24 protein-coding genes are annotated in these 19,997 nt (G+C 67.0%); 22 read left to right on the forward strand and 2 right to left on the reverse strand.

Features of this window, described 5'->3' with window-relative positions; translation table 11 throughout:
- The first annotated feature begins 152 nt into the window (after positions 1-152).
- The 9 genes from AB0H78_RS02550 (at position 153) to AB0H78_RS02590 (ending at position 6,265) form a co-directional block, all read left to right on the forward strand.
- Positions 153-542 (forward strand): hypothetical protein, encoded by a 390-nt coding sequence (locus AB0H78_RS02550; protein WP_363232356.1) that lies wholly within the window; start codon positions 153-155, stop codon positions 540-542.
- The gene (locus AB0H78_RS02555) at positions 539-1,399 is read left to right on the forward strand and encodes a DUF2303 family protein (protein ID WP_363232357.1); all 861 of its coding nucleotides are present in this window, start codon (positions 539-541) and stop codon (positions 1,397-1,399) included. Before AB0H78_RS02550 ends, AB0H78_RS02555 begins: the two co-directional genes overlap by 4 nt.
- Before the next feature lie 480 nt (positions 1,400-1,879).
- The gene (locus tag AB0H78_RS02560) at positions 1,880-2,752 is read left to right on the forward strand and encodes a hypothetical protein (protein WP_363232358.1); all 873 of its coding nucleotides are present in this window, start codon (positions 1,880-1,882) and stop codon (positions 2,750-2,752) included.
- A 2-nt stretch (positions 2,753-2,754) separates the two neighbouring features.
- Positions 2,755-3,474, forward strand: a complete 720-nt coding sequence (locus tag AB0H78_RS02565; RefSeq protein WP_363232359.1) for an ATP-binding protein — start codon at positions 2,755-2,757, stop codon at positions 3,472-3,474.
- Positions 3,471-4,004, forward strand: coding sequence for a hypothetical protein (locus AB0H78_RS02570; RefSeq protein ID WP_363232360.1), 534 nt, complete (start codon positions 3,471-3,473; stop codon positions 4,002-4,004). The genes AB0H78_RS02565 and AB0H78_RS02570 overlap by 4 nt, the downstream gene beginning before the upstream one ends.
- A gap of 567 nt (positions 4,005-4,571) precedes the next feature.
- Positions 4,572-5,087 (forward strand): hypothetical protein, encoded by a 516-nt coding sequence (locus tag AB0H78_RS02575; RefSeq protein ID WP_363232361.1) that lies wholly within the window; start codon positions 4,572-4,574, stop codon positions 5,085-5,087.
- A complete protein-coding gene (locus tag AB0H78_RS02580) occupies positions 5,084-5,266 on the forward strand; it encodes a helix-turn-helix domain-containing protein (RefSeq protein WP_363232362.1) in 183 nt (60 codons plus the stop codon). The genes AB0H78_RS02575 and AB0H78_RS02580 overlap by 4 nt, the downstream gene beginning before the upstream one ends.
- Positions 5,267-5,310: 44 nt before the next feature.
- Entirely contained in the window at positions 5,311-5,823 is a 513-nt protein-coding gene (gene ssb, locus AB0H78_RS02585) for a single-stranded DNA-binding protein (RefSeq protein ID WP_363232363.1), read from the forward strand.
- 238 nt (positions 5,824-6,061) lie between these two features.
- Positions 6,062-6,265, forward strand: a complete 204-nt coding sequence (locus AB0H78_RS02590) for a hypothetical protein (protein WP_363232364.1) — start codon at positions 6,062-6,064, stop codon at positions 6,263-6,265.
- Between the two features lie 105 nt (positions 6,266-6,370).
- On the opposite strand, the gene AB0H78_RS02595 is transcribed toward AB0H78_RS02590, so the two are convergent.
- Positions 6,371-8,392 carry a pentapeptide repeat-containing protein gene (locus AB0H78_RS02595; protein WP_363232365.1) on the reverse strand — a complete coding sequence of 674 codons (2,022 nt, stop codon included), beginning with the start codon at positions 8,390-8,392 and terminating at the stop codon, positions 6,371-6,373.
- Between the two features lie 346 nt (positions 8,393-8,738).
- On the opposite strand from AB0H78_RS02595, the gene AB0H78_RS02600 reads away from it, so the two are divergent.
- From AB0H78_RS02600 to AB0H78_RS02655, 12 genes are all read left to right on the forward strand, one after another.
- Positions 8,739-9,146 (forward strand): hypothetical protein, encoded by a 408-nt coding sequence (locus AB0H78_RS02600; protein ID WP_363232366.1) that lies wholly within the window; start codon positions 8,739-8,741, stop codon positions 9,144-9,146.
- Positions 9,143-9,709, forward strand: coding sequence for a hypothetical protein (locus AB0H78_RS02605; protein WP_363232367.1), 567 nt, complete (start codon positions 9,143-9,145; stop codon positions 9,707-9,709). The genes AB0H78_RS02600 and AB0H78_RS02605 overlap by 4 nt, the downstream gene beginning before the upstream one ends.
- Complete coding sequence (locus AB0H78_RS02610; RefSeq protein ID WP_363232368.1) at positions 9,702-10,208, forward strand: DUF6011 domain-containing protein; 507 nt, start codon at positions 9,702-9,704, stop codon at positions 10,206-10,208. The genes AB0H78_RS02605 and AB0H78_RS02610 overlap by 8 nt, the downstream gene beginning before the upstream one ends.
- Positions 10,205-10,636, forward strand: a complete 432-nt coding sequence (locus AB0H78_RS02615) for an SLOG family protein (RefSeq protein ID WP_363232369.1) — start codon at positions 10,205-10,207, stop codon at positions 10,634-10,636. Before AB0H78_RS02610 ends, AB0H78_RS02615 begins: the two co-directional genes overlap by 4 nt.
- The gene (locus tag AB0H78_RS02620) at positions 10,633-10,944 is read left to right on the forward strand and encodes a hypothetical protein (protein ID WP_363232370.1); all 312 of its coding nucleotides are present in this window, start codon (positions 10,633-10,635) and stop codon (positions 10,942-10,944) included. The genes AB0H78_RS02615 and AB0H78_RS02620 overlap by 4 nt, the downstream gene beginning before the upstream one ends.
- Complete coding sequence (locus tag AB0H78_RS02625) at positions 10,941-11,378, forward strand: hypothetical protein (RefSeq protein WP_363232371.1); 438 nt, start codon at positions 10,941-10,943, stop codon at positions 11,376-11,378. Before AB0H78_RS02620 ends, AB0H78_RS02625 begins: the two co-directional genes overlap by 4 nt.
- 56 nt (positions 11,379-11,434) lie before the next feature.
- Positions 11,435-12,265 carry a hypothetical protein gene (locus AB0H78_RS02630; protein ID WP_363232372.1) on the forward strand — a complete coding sequence of 277 codons (831 nt, stop codon included), beginning with the start codon at positions 11,435-11,437 and terminating at the stop codon, positions 12,263-12,265.
- Positions 12,265-13,020 (forward strand): hypothetical protein, encoded by a 756-nt coding sequence (locus AB0H78_RS02635; RefSeq protein WP_363232373.1) that lies wholly within the window; start codon positions 12,265-12,267, stop codon positions 13,018-13,020. Before AB0H78_RS02630 ends, AB0H78_RS02635 begins: the two co-directional genes overlap by 1 nt.
- 97 nt (positions 13,021-13,117) lie before the next feature.
- Entirely contained in the window at positions 13,118-13,438 is a 321-nt protein-coding gene (locus AB0H78_RS02640) for a hypothetical protein (RefSeq protein ID WP_363232374.1), read from the forward strand.
- 35 nt (positions 13,439-13,473) lie between these two features.
- Positions 13,474-13,746: a hypothetical protein gene (locus tag AB0H78_RS02645; RefSeq protein ID WP_363232375.1), complete on the forward strand. Its 273-nt coding sequence runs from the start codon at positions 13,474-13,476 to the stop codon at positions 13,744-13,746.
- A 1,024-nt stretch (positions 13,747-14,770) separates the two neighbouring features.
- The gene (locus AB0H78_RS02650) at positions 14,771-17,062 is read left to right on the forward strand and encodes a hypothetical protein (protein WP_363232376.1); all 2,292 of its coding nucleotides are present in this window, start codon (positions 14,771-14,773) and stop codon (positions 17,060-17,062) included.
- 20 nt (positions 17,063-17,082) lie between these two features.
- A complete protein-coding gene (locus tag AB0H78_RS02655) occupies positions 17,083-17,610 on the forward strand; it encodes a hypothetical protein (protein WP_363232377.1) in 528 nt (175 codons plus the stop codon).
- A gap of 303 nt (positions 17,611-17,913) precedes the next feature.
- On the opposite strand, the gene AB0H78_RS02660 is transcribed toward AB0H78_RS02655, so the two are convergent.
- Positions 17,914-19,206, reverse strand: coding sequence for a helix-turn-helix transcriptional regulator (locus AB0H78_RS02660; RefSeq protein WP_363232378.1), 1,293 nt, complete (start codon positions 19,204-19,206; stop codon positions 17,914-17,916).
- Positions 19,207-19,390: 184 nt separating this feature from the next.
- Between AB0H78_RS02660 and AB0H78_RS02665 the strand changes: the two genes are divergently transcribed.
- Positions 19,391-19,834 (forward strand): hypothetical protein, encoded by a 444-nt coding sequence (locus tag AB0H78_RS02665; RefSeq protein WP_363232379.1) that lies wholly within the window; start codon positions 19,391-19,393, stop codon positions 19,832-19,834.
- The last annotated feature ends 163 nt before the right edge of the window (positions 19,835-19,997 follow it).

Here is a 19,997-nt window from a genome sequence, read left to right on the forward strand (position 1 = left end):
CGCCCGTCCCTCCCTTCCCACCGCGCCGCGGGCCCCGGCCACCCCTACCCCCTCTTCCCGCTCTCCAACAAAAACCCCCCCCCCCCCCCCCGCGCCCCCCCCCCCCCCCCCCCCCCCCCCCACCACCCCGACGCACCCGAAAGGTCGGCTCCATGCCCGAGAACCCCACCACCGAGGACCAGCGCGACGAGCAGGTGATCCGCCCCTTCGCCGCCTTCCTCCAGGACCAGGCCGGCGGCCAGTTGCACGCCGAGCTCTCTCAGCAGCTCCACGACCTTCTGCAGGCCGTCCAGGAGACCGGCAAGGGCGGATCCATCGCCTTGAAGCTCGACATCAAGCCGATCTCGGGGACCGACGGGCGGACCGTCACGGTCACCGACTCCGTCACCGCCAAGACCCCGAAGACAGAGCGCCCGAAGTCGATCTTCTTCCTCGCGGACGACGGCAATTTGTCCCGGACCGACCCGCGACAGCCCGTTATCACCGGCCTCCGCGAGGCCACCGAGCCCATCACCCCGACCATGCTCCGGAGCGCCAAGTGACGACCTCCCGATACGAAACCACGCTCGCATCGAACCCCGGCGGCCTCGAAGCCGTCATCGACATCGCCATGCGCGCGGGCCAACCCGCACAGCTGGAAACCGGCCACGTCTACGCCCTCGTCACCCACTCCGGCACAGTCCAGCAGATCGACCTCACCGGGGAGCAGTACCGCGACGCTCCCAAAGGGAAGCTCGGCACCACCGTGGTCCGTGACGTCGACAGCTGGCTCGCCTACTTCACCAAGCACGCCGACGACTCGACCGAGGTCTACGCGGACGTCCAGGAGCGCACCATCACGGCGGTCCTCGACGCCCACACCGCCAACGACCCTCGTTGGGGCAAACACCGCCTTGAGCTCCGCCTCCGGACCACCACCGCCTGGGAAGCCTGGACCAAGATCGACGGCACCTACCTCAAGCAGGATGCCTTCGCCGAGTTCCTGGAGGACAACTTCGGCGACCTCGTCGAACCGGACCAGGCGACCATGCTGGAGATCGCCGAGTCCTTCCAGGCCACCACCAAGGCCGACTTCAAGTCCGGGACCAAGCTGTCCAGCGGCCAGCGAACCCTGTCGTACGTCGAGGACGTACAGGCGACCGCCGGTAGTCGCGGCGACATCGTCATCCCCACAATCCTGAAGCTCGGGCTCCGCCCCTTCGAAGGCGCCGATCCGTTCGAGGCCACCGCCCGGTTCCGATACCGGCTGTCCCAGAACGGCCTCACGCTCGGGATCAAGATCGAGCGCCCCGAGGACATCCTCGCCCAGGCCTTCGACGACGTCCGGACGGCCATCGCCGCCATCGTCACGGTTCCCGTGCTGAACGGCGCCCCGATCCGCCAGGCCGCCAGCTTCTGAGATCCCACACGGGCGCGGCCGTACATCTCCGGCGGCCGCGCCCACCCCACACCCCGACTAGCGGCAAAGGAGGCTCCGTGGGCACCAATGCGCAGCCTCTGTGCAGGCATTGGGACGGCTCAGCAGGCCAGTACTGCCAGGCGGCCGACGCCATCCGCCCGTACATGAGCGGCCTCCGCTGCCCCGACCACACCCCCGCAGCCCTGGCCGGAAAGCCAGAATCGCCGGTCGGCCCAGGGTGGCCGGCGAGCGCCTGGACCACCGCGTCACCGCAGTCCGCATCAGCGCTCGTCGACGCCCGCGCCATCGCCTCCGGCAAGCGGCGAGCAGCTGCTCACACCTACCGGGCCGCGCAGACCGCGGTGGCACAACGAAACGCCCCACAACGGACGGCGGAGAACGCGGAGTTACGGCCAGGCCCCACACGGCCACCGTCGCAACCAGCGCGCTGACACAGCACCGCCCGAGAGAAGAGAACCAGTGGGAATCCGTCTGATCGTTGAGGTGCTCGACCACGCGCCCGATGACCTGACTTGGCGTGAGCGCTGGGCCCTGGGCGTGCTGGCGGAGAACGCCAACGAGGCCACGCGGGAGTGCTGGCCGGGCATCGAGGATGACCCGACAATCGCCCACCGGATGCGCCTGTCCGCCCGCTCAAGCCGGTACGAGGTCCTGAAGGCGCTCCGCAGTAAGGGCGTCCTCGAGACCGTGTCATCGGGTCACCGTGGGCACCGCGCCGTGTACCGAATCGCTGCTCTCGCTCCCGTAAAGGGTCCGGGAACCTCGGACCCAATCGACGAGAAAGGGTCCGGGAACGACCCCGAAAGGGTCCGGGAACCCCGGACCCAATCGCCCCCAAAGGGTCCGGAAACCCCGGACCCAATCGCCGAGAAAGGGTCCGGGAACGACTTCGAAAGGGTCCGGGAACCAATTCGAAAGGGTCCGGGAACCTCGGACCCCTTCCCCTCAAGCCCCTCAGATCCCTCAGCTAGCAAGCAAGAGACGCCCGACGAGCCCGCCGATCTCTCCTACGGCATCCCCACCCAAGCCCGACCTCTCGTCGACGCCCTCCGAGCGGCCAACATCAACGTCCGCTGGCCCTTCAAGGGCAACCAGTGGTTCCCCCTCCTCGCCCTGATCGCAAAGACCGGCGTCCCCGCGATGGTCGACCACGCCGTCAAGGTCTCCCGCCGCACCGACGTCGAGTCCGCGAAGTACTTCATCTCCGGATGGGCCGAACTCGCGCCGCAGCCCGCTGCAGGAACCCCGCCGCCGACGCCGCCCCGCTCCTCCGGCAGGCACCAGCCCTTCGAACCCACACCGGACCACTCCGCCTACCGGAACGGATTCTGACCATGCCAGAGCCTCAGCCCGTCGCCGGCGGAGAAGTCCTACGCCGCTTCCAGCAACTCCTCGAGGCACGCGGCCTCGGCCACATCACCGCGGGCCCCACCGACGACGCCCCATCGCCAGAGATGCCGGGCCACCCCGAATACCACCACCGCCAACGGGTCGCCTTCGCGTTGAAGCGCTGGGAAACCGCCACGCCTTACCTCTACCAACAGGCCACAGCCACCCACCCAGAGGTCACGGCCTGGGCCGACCGCGTCGCACAGGACCCTCGGAAAGCCGGATTCCTCTTCCTGACCGGCCCATTCGGTACAGGCAAGACCCACCAGGCGTACGGCGCACTTCGCCGGATCGCAGAGACAGCCCCCGACCAGTTCCAGGCCATCGCGCTCACGGCCCCGGACATGTACGCCCTGCTTCGCCCCGGCGGGAGCGACCGAGGCGCCGAGTTCGAGCTCAAGAACCTCGCCCGCGTCCCATTGCTGCTCCTCGATGACCTCGGCACGGAAAAGATCAGCGACTTCACCGAGGAAGCCACATACCGGCTCCTGAACACCCGCTACGTCGAGTGCCGCCCGCTGATCATCACCAGCAACCTCCCCGCCAAGGACCCCAACGGCCCCGACCTCACGGACAAAGTCGGCGGACGGATCACCTCCCGCCTGTCCCAGATGACCACCGTCGTGGCCATGGACGGCCCCGATCTAAGGCGGATGTCCGCATGACCGCCCTGCCGGCGATGAACCCGACCACCCGAAACCCCGAGGACCACCCGATGACGACCACCACACCCCAACAGCCCCTGCTGCTCACGCCCACCGGCGACCCACAGCCCCTGGAAGACGCCCTCGTCCACAGCATCGCCGCCGGCCTCCCACGCGAGACGTTCCTGTGGATCACCATGGCCCAGCCGGACGGCGGCGTACGCATCCGCTACGCCTGGACCGACGGCGGCACAATCCTCGGCGACCGCGTCGACCTCCTGGCCATTGCCGAGCCCCTCGACGCGACCGACTGGCTCCACATCACCGACCGCCACGTCGAAAGCCACCACCGCGGCCGGATCCGTACGGACGCCTACCCGCTCCGCCCGATCCTCGCCGACGTCGCCTCCGGAGTCCGCGCCCCAGATGAGCGACGCGACGCGATCCGCCGCGTGATCCTCGCCGCTGGCCACCTCTCCGGACAGCGACCGACAACGCTCACCCCGCCATGGTTCGGCGTCGGCCCCGCGCTCCTCGGAGCCGCCCCGTGAACCTCTTCCCGCAGCAATCCATCCGCTGCTCCTGGTGCCGCGCGGCCGCCGGCGAACGCTGCACCGACCAGCGCGGAAAGCGCGCCATCCGCGCCGGAACGCACGAGACCCGACGCCGCGAGTGGGTGATCGCCACCACGGTCTGCCCGGTGTGCGCCGCCGCACCCAGCCACCCCTGCACCACACCCGAACAGCAGGAGCTCCCCGCCCCGCACCCCGACCGCGACGCTGCCGCACAGCGCGCCCACACCGCCACCCAGGACCCGACATGGCCCCACCAGCCTGCCTTGACTGCCGACGCCCGATCCGCTGGACCCGCACCGAAGCCGGCCGATCCCTTGCCGTGGATCCCACCCCAGCCCCGAACGGGAACACGGCCGTCTGGCGCGACGGCACCGGAACCACCCGATCCCGCCGCCCCTCCGCCGACCTCCCCCTGAACGGCTGGGAACGCCTCCACATGCCCCACATCGCGACATGCCCCGCCCGCCACCCACAACCCCAGATCCCCAACCAACTCCCCACCGGAGTCACCCGACTCGACGACCACCGCAGGAGGAAGAACCGATGAACCTCGGCATCACCGCCGCAGAAGCCGCCGCGAACGCCACGGCCGCCGCGCAAACCATCACCCGTTGCAGCTCCCAGGCCCGCCTCGCTACTGCACCGCAGCCTCCGGCTCAGCCGCGCCCGGACCTCACCGTCCGCCCTGTCGAAGGCACCCCGGATTCGGCGGGTCTCGCGGTGGAGTTGAGGGCTGCTGCGGGGGTGCTGTACGCGCGCCTGGAGGACCCGGAGCTGACGCCACCGCCGTGGCTGTCGATGAACCACGGTGACCGCCTGGTGCATGCCGGGCCCGAGCGCGATGACGTCCTCCCGACGTACGTGGTCGAGGAGCCCATGGACAACGGGGCGAATGCGGACTACATCGCGCTGCTGCACCCCGGGGTTGGGGCGGTGATCGCGAAGTGGCTGTCGGATTCGGCGGCCGCCGTGGCGCAACTCGCCGTTCTGGAGGCTGCGGAAGTGGCCGTGGCTCATGCGCTTGCGGTGGCGCGGCTGATCAACGGGAGGCCGCGGTGACTGCGGCGCTGCGGGGTGATGCCCGCGTGGATCTTCGTGAGCGGCTGGCCGAGCGGTACCGGGCTGGCGCGTCGATCCGGACTCTGGCGGCCGACACCGAGCGCTCGTACGGGTTCGTCTACGCCCTCCTCGTCGAGGCCGGGATCACCTTCCGGCCGAGGACCCATCGCACCAACTGACCTGCGGCCGGCACTCGTCGGCCTGAACCGAAATGGAGATCCACATGTTGCCCACGATCCACGGCGTCGGCCGCCTCACCGCGGACCCAGAGCTGCGCTTCACCCCATCCGGGAAGGCGGTCTGCTCCGTCTCGCTGGCGTTCAACTCGCGTCGGCTCAACCAGCAGACCCAGCAGTGGGAGGACGCGGATGTGTTCTACGTCCGGGGCTCCGCCTGGGAGGGGCTGGGTGAGCACGTCGCCGAGACGCTCGCGAAGGGCATGGAGGTTCTGGTCTCCGGTGAAGTGCGTACGGAGTCCTGGGAGAAGGACGGGCAGAAGCACGAGCGGACGGGCCTGTTGATCCGTTCCATCGGCCCCAGCCTGACGTTCGCGACGGCGGTGGTGACCAAGGCCGCCGCCAACGGGAACGGCGGCCAGGGAGGCGCACAGCGCCCTCCGCAGGGCCAACAGGGGCAGGCGCAGCGCTCCCGTCCGCAGCAGCCTCCACAGGACGACCCGTGGGCCGTCGACAACGCCCGCGCCGCCCAGGGCTACAGCACCGAGCCCCCTTTCTAGCCCCGGAGATCCACGCCATGAGCCGCAACCGGCCGCGCCACGAACACAGTGGTCTCTGCTACCTCGCAGCCGCCCTGACCACAGTGGCATTACTCACCGCCTGCCACGATCCGGGCGTAGGCGTCACGATCGTTCCCGCGCCGACCGCCCAGAAGGCACCCGATCCGGGGTGCCAAGGCCATGCCAGGGCTACCCGGCACGGGCTACGCCCCCTACACGGGCGCAGGAGCTGCACCTGATGGCCGCGATCCTCCGCCTCCCCGGCGGTGCGCGCGACGCCTCCGAGATCGTCGAGGCACTCCTCGTTGCCGCCGCCGCGCGAGACTCCACCACCCCGCAACTCGCCGAACGCTGGCGCCAGATCGCCGACCACATCGGCGATGCTCTCGACCAACTCCCCGCACCCGCAGGCCATCAGGGCTTGCGATCCGTCACCAGCTGACACCCACCGCACCGGTCTTGGGGCCCATCGATGGGCCCACCCCGGTGACCACTCGCTCGATTAGGCGCTGGAAATCCCGACTTGCTGAGTCTTCGGTACAGCGGATCAGCGCTTGACGCGGTTGCGGACCGCCAGGACTGCCAGTCCGAGCAGAATCGGCTCTGTCAGGCGTGAACCCATCTCGATATACGTGCCGGAGGTGGTCAAGTCCTGGTCTGAGGAACGGAAAACCACCGAATTCAGAGTGACGTTCAAGGCCTTCTCGAACCGTTCACCCGTGAACCTGTCTCCAGTCGGGTTCTTTGGATCTGCCTTGTCGATCTCGAAGGTGACCCTGCCACCGCCGCGAGGTACGGTGCCGGTCGCCTCCTGCTTTGGAGAATCCCTTGGGAGCCCAAGGCCCATAAGCAGAACGATCGTGGCGAGCATGGCGACGCCCAGCCAGCACAGGGCCCGGGATGCGCGCAATCCGTAGCCGGACAGCAGCCAGTACCACCACAGCAGCGCACGTTCGGTCGCGACCGTGCCCGATGGGTCGTTGCGGCGCATTTCCATCTCGCCGTAGTAGAAGTCCGCTGCGCCCGGCTCGTCCTTGCCATCTTCGAACGCTTTGCGTAGAGCCCTGTACACCGGCGCCAACTGTGCCGGGCGCGCAAGGCTGCCAGCAGACGTCGCGGGGTGCCAACCGCGTTGCGCCCCTGGTCGCCCACGCCAATGATGCTCCTCGGCCAGGACGCGACGCCGAGTGAATCGCACCCACCGAGTCCCAGTGGGAGTCGTATCGAAGGAACACACGCCTTCCAGTCGTATCTGGTCCAAATGCACGGTTCCGACCAACTTGCAGGAGGAAAGGTCGACATCGGCAACCACCAGATGGGCCGCGTCCACCCCACGAAGCGACAACAGCAGCACCTCGGGCGATCTCAGTCCGACGAGATACGTCTCCGGAAGCACCACGCCGTCGGCGGTTGCGAACGGGTCCGGTTGCGCGGAAATCGTCAGGGGAAACTCAACGACGGCGTATGCGAAGTCCACTGTGGCGTACCGCAGACGCACCTCTGCTGTCGATGACCAGCGCGTCCTCAGGAACTCAAGATGCTCCGCAGCTATCAAGATGGTGACTGGGGTACCGAACACCGCGCCAGACAACGTCACTGTTCCAGCGCACGACAGCGGCCCGATCGTCGAAGCCCGCTCGAAGGTGGCCGCTTCGAAGTTCGCGTTGCGTTCGAAATCCACAAGGACAAACCCGACTTCACGTTCGAAGCGAGCGGACTCGAAGTCAGCTTTGCGTTTGAAGGTTGCCCTTGCGAAATTGACATCGCCCGCGAAGATCGTCCTGACAAACCAGACGCCCTCGAAGCCAGCCTCCCCAAACCTGGCTTCCCCTCTGAAATGTGCCGACACGAACACGGCGTCATCTGCGAAAGCCGCCGACCCAAAACTGGCGCCGCCCCAAAAAGTTGTCGACGTGAAACTGACGGAGCCTGCAAAGGCCGCCGACTGAAACCACGCCAGGCCCTTGAAGTTCGCCCTATCAAACTGCGCTTCATCCTTGAACATCGCCGTCCTGAAATCGGCGTCGCCATGGAATATCGCTACCTCGAACCGAGAATCGCCCTCGAAGGACACAGTCTGGAAACTTACGTTCTCAAAGGTCGAGGTCTCGAACCTAGCCTCGCTCCTGAAGACCGAAGACGCGAAGGTGGAATCTTCCTTAAACGTCGCCAACTCGAACCAAGCATCGCCCTCGAATACCGCCGACTCAAACTTGGCGCTCTCTTCAAAGTGCGCCGCCTTAAACCAGACGCCAGCCTTGAAGGTCGCCTCCACGAATACGGCGTCACCCATGAACGATGCTGCCTCGAAGTCTGCATTCCCCTTGAAAGTCGCCGACCAGAACCGGGCGCAGCCGTTGAAAATGGCCGACTCGAACGTGGCCTCGCCCTCGAAGGTCGCCCACCCGAACTGAGCCTCGCCCTCGAAGGTTGCTGATATGAACCGGGCCTCGCCGATGCGAGGGCGCCCGGTTGTGGGGTCGCAGAGTGCTTGGAGGAGCTCCGCTAGGAGGGAAGGCGTGAACGCGGTGCCGCGGTAGTCGATGTCAACACCGGAGCTCAGACCCATCAGATAGGTCGTGCGGTCGGTATCGGTCAGATGGGTCAGGCACCTGCTATGCCCGGGCAATTGGATGCCCCAGCAGCCGACCGGCTCTGATGGGGAAGCTCCGTGGCTGCAGTGCGGCCAGCCAGGCAGAGCCGGGGAGGGTGCGGGACTCGGGGTCGTCATACCGGTAGGACGACCGCTCACGGCCAGATAGTTGCCCTGAATCCCAGTTCTGGAACAGAAACACGGGCCGCCGACTGCGCGACGCAACGCCCTCAACGTCGTTGACCTCTTTGTACGACCGGTCTTGGGGCCCAGCCTTGTGGGCCCACCCCGGCACCCCCTGAATTTCTAGGAGTGCCGCACCGTGCTCGGACTCACCACCACCCGCAGGCTCCGCGCCGCCGAGGCCCGCCTGACGGAACACCTCACCACCAGCCCACACCCCGTCGACCGCACCGACGAACTCTGGTCGCTCCTCGACTGGTCCCTCTGGGGATCCGGCATCGGCGACGTCCTCCGCGAACAGATCGCCAGCGCCGCCCTCGCCGGCATCACCCCCACCCAGCACGATCGGGCGCTGCACATCATCGCCACCTGGCACGAGACCCACCAGCCCGTCGGACGCCGCGCCTACGAACAGCAGAACAAGCGCCTCCGCAGTGCGCGCCTCGGCGCCGACCGCTGGCGTAAGGAGGCCGCCGCAGAGCGCCACCGAGCACACCTCCTCGCCGAGCAACTCGTCACCTGCACCACCGCCAGGCCCCACGCATGAACCGCAACGCCACCAACCAGCAGATCCACGACCTCCTGGAGCAGGGCCTCAGCAACAACCGGATCTCCCACGAACTCCGCTGCTGCAAGACCCGCGTTGCGAACCTGCGACGGATCTACCAGGTCCCCGCCGTGCAAGCCCAGCCGCTCACCCTCAACGAGAAGTGGCAGGCCAACACCCGCGAGGTCGACGGCGGACACCTGCACTGGGACGGCCCGAGACAGAGCACAAGCGGCACACCCGTCATGACGTACCGCGGCAAGGCACACACCGCAGCCGCCATCGCATTCCGCATCCGTACCAGCCGCGAGCCCGAGGGCTACGCGTACGCCGAATGTGGCTACCACCAGTGCGTTGCACCGGCCCACGTGAATGACACGGCGGCGCGTATGCAGGTCCGCGAAGCCCTGCGACACCTCACGGGTCGCCCGGAACGCCCCGAGGCATGCCTCCACGGGCACGACCAGGCCGAGCACGGCCGGCTCGAGACAGACGGCCGCGCGTACTGCGAAGCGTGCAAACGCCACAACCGGGCGAAGTCACGGGCGGCCGCGCATGTCTGACCTGTACCCCGCAGACGTCGCGCCGCCGGTCGACATCGGCTGCGGCATGTGCGGGCGGCCCCTCACCGACCCGATCTCCCGCGCAACCGGCATCGGGCCCGTCTGCCACGCCAAGCACCACCCGCGACCCGGACACCGACGGCCGCCCTCATCAGACCAACTCGCCCTCCCCGCACCGGAGACCACCATGCCTATCCGGCACTTCACCCGTGAGCAGCTCGACGCGATCGGTGTCCCGTCCGAACTGGGCGGCGCCAACTGCGCCACCGAACTCGCCGACGAAATCATCGGCGCCAGGCGGTGGACTGAAGTGCACCGCCTGATCTTCCGTGCGCCCGACGACGGCATCGCGTACTCCGTCGAGTACGAGGCTGGTTCCACGGAGAACCAGGAGGGCATCGAACCCTTCCACCAGCACGGACAGACGGTGCCCGCAGTTGCGGTCGAGCAGCGCCCGGTCACTGTCATGCAGTGGCTCCCGGTGCAGGACGCCCGGTGAGGCCGTACAGGGTGCTCGTCACCGGCTCCCCGAAGTGGGACGACGAGCACCTCGTCCACCGCGAGCTCGCGCGCTCGTTGGCCGACGCACAGCTCGCAGGCAGCGCATTGATCGTCACCTGCTGCAGGGCCACCGGCGCCGGATTCATCGCAACCAGATGGGCATTGGCCATGCGCGCCATCGGCGTCCTCTACGTCCTCACAGAACCTCATCCCAGCCCGGAGGGGGACTTCGCCGAGGCTCCCTGCGCCGCGCAGACCGTCGAGCGTGACGCGGTCGCCGAATGCCTGGTGTTCACGCAGCAGTGCCGGCGCCACGACTGCCTGACGACTGCAGACCACCTGGCCCACGGCACACCTCAATGCGGTGCCCTCGCCGACGCCGCGGGCGTTCCCACCCACCGCCGCGACGACCACCCCGTCCGTTGACCACGGCTGTATATCCGCTGTCGCACCTCGCCCAACTCACCACCACCACAACCGCCCAGGAGCTCACCGTGCCCATCCAGCCGACGATCACCCCGTACACCGGTCAGCGTTACGACTGGCCAATCGATACCGGGGCGACCGGCGCCCCGTCCGCTGACGTCGGAGAGGCCTGGGCTGCGGCCCAGTTGACGTACCGCGAGCTCACCGGAACCCCGGAGAACGGTCTGATCCCCGGCAACAAGATCAAGTTTCATGCCGTCGGCAACACCATCGTCATCAGCTTCGCCATCGAAGACCGCCCCGCGTGAACCAGAACCTCGTCCACATCACCGAGGGCGGCGCCCGCTACCACCAGACCAGCGACTGCCACGCGTTCTCCGCTGGCCGCATGCTCAACGACTTCTGGGACCACGAATGGCCCGGCACGCGCCGGATGCCCCGCATGCACGCTGCCGAGACCGTCGACTGGAAGCACGCTGCATCCCAGGGCAAGACCCCTTGCCTGTCGTGCTGGCCGGCGGCCGCCATGCGCTACCTGCCCCAACCCTCCGGCAGCGACTTCGGACACCGGCCCGTGCTCGGCATCACGGACGGCCGCGGCCTCGGCCGGATCTGCGCGCGCGGCTGCAGCACCCGCACCCACCCGCACAGCACCTGGTCCCACGCACCGGTCGCCTGGCCCTGCACCTCCGCCATCGTCCTCGGCCTCACCCGCCGACCCCACCACCCGGAGACACGATGACCACACCGACCCCGCCTGCATACGACGACTGGTCACAGGTCCCTCCGGGCACATACATGACCAAGACCCAACTTGCCGAACTCCACCACCCCCGGAGCCCAGGTCCCGTCGCGGCCACCGTGCGAGGAGTCGACGGCATCGGCCGGAAAACCGTCATCGACCTCCACCTCATCGCCGAGTCCACACCGAGCTCAGCCACCATTCGCCAGCTGAAGAACGCTGCGAACCGCCAGCACCCCCACCGCTACCGGTGCACACAGTGCGGCGCCCACACCAACCTCCCCACCACCGACCCCAGCACGCCGGCCGAGGGCGTACGTCTGTGCCGGGCCTGTGCACACATCGACCGCATCCAGACCGCCCAACGCCTGGCCGCGACCGCCCGCTCCCTGGCCCGCACCAGCGCCAGGGACCTCCTCGACGACCCGCGCACCACCATCGTCCACGCCCACACCCCCAACCGCGGCGTCACCCAGGGCGGCTACAAGCGCCCACCGACGTCGTCGACGATCACGTGCCTCGACACCAACGGGCACACCCTCCTCGACCTCACCGTGCGCCTCGGCGGCCCGCGCACCCAAGACGTACCCAACGCCGCGATCTGGCCCGGCGAGGCCGCCACAACCATCCGCGAAGTCCTCACCGACCGGCACCTCCTCCTATGGAGCGTGGACCGCCCGTTGAAGGCACTGCACGAGGTGTTCTACCGAAACGAGATCCCCGGCCCGTTCCCCACCGGATACGCCGCCGTCCACGACCTGTGGCACCTCTCCCTGCAGTGGCGGGGCGACCTCGACCCACGCACCACCCACACCATCCCGCCCGTCCCCCCAGGGGACGCCCATCGGATGCTGTACCTCCTCCAGCAGATCGCCGGGGCCGCGTGATGGCCGTCCCCCGATTCCGTGCCCGCGTCGTCGAAGTCGAAGCCATTCAATGGTCCGGCACGAACACCACGGAGCTCGCCGCATTCGCAGGCGACAGGTTCACCGCGACCAATGCCGCAGACCGCAGCAGCGCCCCCAACTCCAACGCGACGTTCCAGGAAACCGACTACAAAGCCCCGTTCGACCTGGTTGTCGGCGACTGGGTGGTGCGCGGCGAGGGCGGCTGGTTCGGGGTGCTGGACGACGAGGAGTTCACCAACCGATACGAGCCGCTGGCTGCCGCCGGCGCGGTGCCACCTGCACACACCGGCGCTGACGTCATCGACCTCGGCTGGAACGGCGAGCCGCCCGAGGCCCGCCTCCACCTCACAGTCAACGCCGACATGCCCACCACCGAGCGTGCCCAGCTCGTGGCGGACCTCCGGGCGGCGATCGCACTGATCATCCCCGTCCGCGACATGCCCGCAGCCGGCGCGGTGGCCGCGCCCGCCGACACCAACCTTCGCGGCCTCCTCGTCCGGTCGTTGCGTGACCCGCTCGGTGAGGGACCTTGGGCCGTCATCGTCGAGCACCAGGCCGACGCCGTGTTGGCCGTCCTCCCCGCTCGCACCGACCGGGCCGCCGAGTGGCGGGCAGCCGCCGAGGTGGCCGCTCAGTGGCCGTCCGACTGTCAGAACTGCGCCGTGGAACTGGAGCTGGCGGCCGAACTCCGCCGCCGGGCAGCCGAGTGGCGCGCAGCCGAGGTCTCCCCATGATCGGTGAGTACGTCATCCTCGCCCTGTACGTCCTGGACGTCGCCCTCGCCGTCAGCGTGCTCATGGGCCACTGGACCAGCCCCGTTTGCGTGCGCCGATGAACGCGACCCGCGCCCGCCAAGCCGCCCTCCTACTCATGAGCGCGGCCCTGTGCTGCCTGAGCCTGCTGGCACTCGCCTTCGCCATCTTGCCGCTGGTGGCCGCGTTCTTCGCCTGCGCTGTGGTCTGCGCCGAAACCGCATGGCACCTGAGCGATACCGCGAAGCGAGCGCGCGAGGACGCCCGCACGATCAGCCGGCTCGTCTCGGAACTCGCGGAGACCGACGCCGCGATCTCACTCAACTCCGCCTGCTGCGTCCCGTGGTTCCTCACCTCCGGGCAACAGCACGCCGTCCACTGCCACACCCAGGAGCCCTGATCCGTGAACGCCGAGCAGCACGACGGTGGTTCCAGATGTTCCTCGTCCAGATGGTCACCGTATGGCTCGTCCTGGTCGAGCCCACCGCCTACACCAACTCGCCCCGGGCGAGCATGCTTTGGGTGCCGTTCCTCATCGGCTGGGCGCAGGGCCTCCGCTACCTGGGCGTCATACGCAGCGATTCGGCCGATCAGTTCCCGCCCAAGGGAGTTGGGCCCGAGGATCTCCCGACGTTGCAGATTCCGATCGCCAAGATTCTCAACCCGGACAGCAAGAACACCCTGCAAGTCGCTGTCCAACAAAGCTAGTTCCGAGATGGAGTCGCGGGCCGAATCCGCTCCTCCCAACTGGCGCAGCGGGAGTCCGATGTATTAGATGGTCGTAGGGGCACGATCGGATCGGATCATGAGGCTGAGCGCGCAAGGCCGCCACAATTTCGCAGTCGCCGCGAGTGAGTGCCAAATGCTGCTGAACTTGGAGATGGCTAGACCGTAAGTGCCGAAGCAGCGCAGCCTCTTGGTTACGCTCGCCAGCCTCTGGTGACCACGGGGATGGTCATGGAGCGCTTACTTGGGGATGTTCACCAGCGGTGCGTCTCGCTTGGCATCGACGCCTCGAACTCCACTACGCCTTCGTCTCGTTGGTCTGCAATCTGATTTGCTGGCGCCGCCTCAAGAGGGCCCGTTCATGACCCTGTTACGAGCTCCAAGCCAAACACCATCCCAAGTCAGCGCCTAACGCTTCCCGCTGACACGTACGGCGTGCGTGTTTGTGCAGGGCGTACAGCTTGAGCTTTTCGGCATCGCTGGACGCTGGGGACAGCAGCTTCGCGGCCAGGGCCGCCACCTGGAGCGGCGCGACCCGCTCGCTCACCGTTCCCATTGAGAGCCAGCGGGTCGCGCCGCCAAGTATTCCTCGCGGATTGGACTTCCTGGCGCACTGGCGGCCAGTTTTTCAGGTTCTCCGGGGGGATTCACATCGCATCCTGCGGCGTCGACGCGTAGCCCGAGGGGCTAGAACCCGTGCGCTAGCCCAAACAACAGGCCCCCCTTGAACAGGGCATGCCATTTCGATCGGACGTCATCACAGAATTGCATCGCTTGCATATCGCAGGGATCTCATTTCGGCGGAACCAATCACCGCCCACCTCAATTGATGATCAGCAAATCACCCACAAGACGGACATGCGCGACCCAAGCAGAGTCGAGCCCTTCGCCGCTCGACCGATTTCTTTCGGTCATCATGCCCATGCCATTTATTGATCATGCTTAGATTCGACCCCTACGGCGGGCAAGATCTGCTTTCCGTTGAGACTTCCGTGGGGGGAAGCACATGACCAACCGTGCACGAAGAAGCCAAGCCAGACGCGTAAGCGTCGGCCTCTGCACAACAGCACTGCTCGCGGGAGCAGTCGTTGCACCACAGCTCGCGGCGGCGAACGCGCCCGCCGCCGCGCCCAGCGCTGTCGTCTCGGACCAATGCACATCCAACGTCGCGACCTACGTCCTCGAAGGCCCTGCCGGTCCGGCATTCGTGGACCCTGCCAAGCCACGCACCTTGCGCAAGTACATCGACTGGAACCCGAAAAGCACCGACGCCAGTGGCACCCTTGTCGACACTGAGCTGACGGCAACTCTCCCGGGGAAGAGCAGCATCTTCACCGCTGGCAGCGGCACGATCTACGAGATCACCGAAGCGGGCAAGCTCCAGTCCTACAAGGACATGACAGCCACGGGCGGTGCCCTACTCACATCCGCAAAGACCTACGGGACCGGCTGGCTGAGTTTCACGCACGTGTGGGCTGCGGGCGCGAGAATCTACGGCCAGAACGCAGCGGGTGAAATCGCTGTCTACAAGGTGGCGGATCCCGCCACCGCAGCCGGTGCCATCACCCCGACGACGAGCAAGATCCCCGCGGACAATGCTGCGGCCGTCGCAATGAAGGACGCGGACGACGTCTGGACGGCCGGCGATCAGGTTTTCGCCCTCAAGGGCGGCCAGATCACCGCGAGCAAGTACTCCGAACAGATCGCAGGGCTCCCACCCAACCAGACGGTCAACCCGTCCCTTGGCGCTCCCCTAGTCGTGGCGAGCGGGTTGACCGGCGCCAAGCAGGCGTGGAGCCCGGGCCCCGGCGCCGTGCGGACCCACAGCGGGCTCACCGACTACGCCGGCGAGGTCAAGAGCTACACCGGCGACACCGCGCTGGCACTCGCCAACGACGACCTCAGAGTCGGGATCTACGGCCAGATCCACGCCGACACCGCCGACTGCCTAGCGGATGCAGGGGACGCTAAGCCGTACTCAGGAACAGCTCCGGACGACTCGGCTGTCGAGCCGGCCCCTCCTGTGGATTCGACGCCGGATCCCATTCCTACGGGGCCCCGCAAGGTCTCTGGGAAGTTCACCCTTGGAAACGGCCAGCCGGCCTCTGGTATGCCGGTCACGGTTCAGGCCACTGATGTAGCCGGTGACGGGGAGAGCGAGCCCATTCTGGGCAGTGCTACGACGGCGGCGGACGGTACTTGGTCGCTGACGGTGCCGGATACTCTGCCCGCTGCGGTGCAGGCGATTGTTGACGAGAACGGCGGCGCGCTCAATGTCACTGCGATGACCGCGGGTACGACATCATCCGGTGTCGCGGTTGTTGGCATCGATGACACGGTCGCGGCACCCGACCAGCCCTCCACGGGAGAGCCGACGGCGTTCGCGGCAGCCATCGCAGCCGATACCGATGCCCACACCACTGCGTTGATCCCTGCCGAAGACCCGACGGCAGCACCCTCGGAACCGACAGACGCGATGACTGCGAATACGTTCGCCGCAGAGACTGAGAAGAATCCGGTCGATGACGGTTCCATAGCCGCCTCCTGGCAGAGTGATAGAAGCCATCTCGCGACTGACTTTAATCCGTATCTGGTCAACGGTGTTGACACGAGTGCACTGAAGGTAACGCCCTACGGCTCGGGAACCTGTGAAACCGTGACGAGGAAGATCTCCTCCAGGATTGCCTATACGACGGTCGGTGAGGCACACGCCCACTATGATACTTTCGCGAGCTTCGACTACGACAGCAAGATGGCCACTGTCATCGACACCGCAGTGTCGTACGGATCGAACTGGAAGATCAGCGGGACAAAGTCGGTTGGGTCCAGCACAGGAATGTCGTCCGGGTTCACGAACAAAGGACCGTACTTCGGCAAGCAGTGGAAGGTCCCAGTCAGGTACAACAAAATGAAGAGCACCTACTACTGCGGTGGTGTAGCGCGCAGTTCCTGGCAGAAAATTGTTCCTGGCGGTTACGACGTCCCGCCGGGCGGCTACACCGGAAAGTACGGGAAGGACGTCAAGTACAAGGACGGGTACAAGGCGTTCCAGAAATCCAATCCCAAATATCGTGCCAAGCTCCCGCGGGGCGGATACATGCAGGTGGCAGCCGGTAGGAGCGCCAAGTGGGGTGGTGCTGCCTCTGTCTACGGTCTCAGTTTGGGCGCGTCGACCCAGCTCGACACTGATCACCGGCAGCGCATCTCAGCAGGCAACAAGCCTCAGGCGCACGACATCTGGGGCCTCAGCGATGGATTCGGGGCGGGCCGCCGTCCTAAATTGATGATGTCGTGGTAGCGGGGAGATCCGCTTCAAGAATGTCTCTTCTTGTGGCAATCGCCGCCGGAGCTTTGATCGGGTGCTCGCACGACCCAACGCCTGCCGAGCGCGCTCAAGGCGACCTCCTGGACGGCGGAATACAGTCCGATTCATTGGTTGGAGTCGATGACGCGGTGATCGGCGAGGATTTTTGGGTTGCTCTCCCCGTTCCGAGTAACAAATCCTCCCAGCCGCTTGAGGTGACTGGCGCGAAGTTCCTTAATGTCCCGCAAGGGGCCAAGCTGGTGGGCTACGGCGCGTACACACTCGAAGAGACAGACGGGCTGGCGCTCCTTACGCGCCGCGGCGACTCCGGGATGCCTGATTTTGACAAGTTGAAGAACCATCTCGATGAAGTCATTCAGGTTCCCGGAAAGAGTGCGAGCGAGACATATTACGTCGCTCACGTGAAAATCACCGGCCCGATGAATGCCAACTTTCACGGATGCAAGTTCGACTACCAGCAGGGTTCGCGTAAGTACACGCAGACCGTCAATTGCGAAGCCTCCTTGAGGCTGGCCAAGTAATTTGGAAATCGCATTCGGTGGACGACGACGGAGTGACTCTGACCGGCGACAAGAAGTCAATGGTTCGGGCCACTCCGTTGTCGTGCGCCAGCCAGTCAAGGCATCAGCCCTCTGCTGCAGGTTGGCCTAGCTGATGGCTCGTGGCTGCGTCACACGAGTCTCGCGTCCCGTCAGCGGGGCAGCCCCCTCGCTCGGGGGAGCATCATCAACTCTGAGGCGTCAGTGCGGCCTGCCATCCTGGACGGATGTCCGGCGGTGCCCAACACCGAAGCCGATGCCACCGCCGGGCGCACGGGCAGTTCCTCAGGCGGCGTCGAACCCCACAGCATCGACCAGATTTTGCACGCCCGGAGTCCGTGGGTGCTGTGTGCGCAGTTTGCTCACGATGCCCCGGATCGCTGGTCGGTCGCGGACTTCGCTCGGGGAGACCCGCACTGCCGCGAGCAGCGCGGCCGTGGTCTGCTCCGGCTTGCCGAGCTGCCACCAGGAGCGTGCGAGGTCGGTGTGCATGCGGCCCTTGCGCTCGGCGGTCGGGAACTGCCCCGCTTGCAGGGCGCGGCCTGCCTCCAGTGCGGAGCCGGCATCGCCGAGTGCCCAGTGCACGCCGACGGAGTACAGGGTCACGGAGGCCGGGGTGACCGGAAAGAGTCGGCCTGCTGGTGGGTGGTCGGGGAGGTCGCGGGCGGCTCGGGTGGCGTCGCGGATCAAGTCGAGGGCCTGCGCGCGGTCGTGTGCGACGGCCGCGGTGTACGCGGTCGTGCAGAGCATCTGCGCGTACGCCGACGCCTGCGCGTCGGTCTTCAGGCCGGTTGCTTCGATACGGGCGACGGCGTCCAGAATGTGACGTTGCGCGGCGGCAGGCTGGTCCTGGTGGCGCAGCACCATGCTCAGTTCGCGCGCGGCTGCAGCTGCGGCGAGCGGGGATCCGGACACGTCGGCGTACACGGCGGCCCGGTCCGCGGCGAGGCGTGCGCGCTCGTAGCGGCCCAGCTTCAGGAGGACCTCGGTGGTGAGGCTGTAGCAGGAGGAGAGGCGGGCGTACGCCAGATCGTCGCGGGAGCGGGCCGCGTGCTGGGCGTCGCCCAGGAGCGCCGGCAGCGCCTTCAACAGCGCGGCGTGCTGACCGGCGTCGAAGTTGGCGCGGGCCCTCGCGATACGGGCATCCAGAGGCACGGGGGAGCCGCTCGGGTCGGGCATGCTCGCGAGCGCGTCGTCGAGGGGGACGAGGAGCTGGGCGGGGGCTACGAGACCGGCAGCAGCCAGCAGGGTGCGGCGGCGCAACGGGTCCTCCTCGGTTCGTGGACCTTCCGGCGGCGCCATGTTAGTGCTCTGACGGCCACTCAGTCCCAGTGACGCGGACAAGACCGGCTCAGGAACACCCACCTCACCGGCCGCTGCCTGTAAGACCGTCAGATCCCTTACCCGGCGCGCCTTCTCCAGCCGGCAGACGGTCGAGGCGGAGTACCCCAGACGCATGGCCAGGTCAGTCTGCGTCCACCCCCGGTGCTCACGGCCGACTCGCACCAGGCCGCCAGAGTCGCGCGCCTCGACCAGCGCGCGCACGCGCAGCGAGTTCCACAGCGGATCGACGAGCATCACGCCTCCTCACCCGACCGGGGATCTACCAATGTAGGCACCCGTTGACACCCGGTCGACGGTTCTTGCAGATGATGCAAACCCCTTGCGGCCTCCGACGACCGATCACCAACTGGTGCAAGGGAGCGGTTCTCTGGAGGTGCAGCCCCGCCCGAAGCGAGGCCCGACACCACGGAGGAACGCCATGACCACCACCGCAGTGGAAACCGCTGTCCGCGACCCGCGGTCGTACGTGAAGCGCGACGTCTGGGACCGGGAGATCGAGCTGCTCATGCGCGACAACCCCGTCGACGAGATCATGGCCAACCGGCTCTTCGGCGCCGCCGTCTCCTACCTCGTCGTCGCGATGGAGAAGTGGGGCCAAGGCCTGGAAATGTGCTGCGGCCGCCTCGTCGACCTGGCCGTCCACGCCTTCATCCTCGACACCCGCAACTACCGCGAGTTCTGCCACCTGCACTTCGACGGGAAGTTCCTGGAACACATCCCGGAGATCGCGTTCAAGTACGACGGCAGCGTGGAGCGGACCGCGCAGATCATCGCCGACGCCGGCTTCGACGTCGACTGGAAGCTGTGGGAGCGGGACTACGGCAAGTGCGGCCCCTGCTCACCGGGGGCGAACTGCCACTGATCGCTGATCACAACCCGTCGGGTCCGAGAGTGCCATGGGCGCTCTCGGACTCTTCTGCGTCCACAACCGGGTGACTTCGGGACAATCACCGGTGCCGTGGAGGGTCGCGTCGATAGCGTGTCGAGCTCGCCGACACCCGTCGCACGATCCTCCCGAGGAGCTC

The organism is Streptomyces sp. NPDC050738 (assembly GCF_040654175.1).
Classification (GTDB): Bacteria; Actinomycetota; Actinomycetes; order Streptomycetales; family Streptomycetaceae; genus Streptomyces.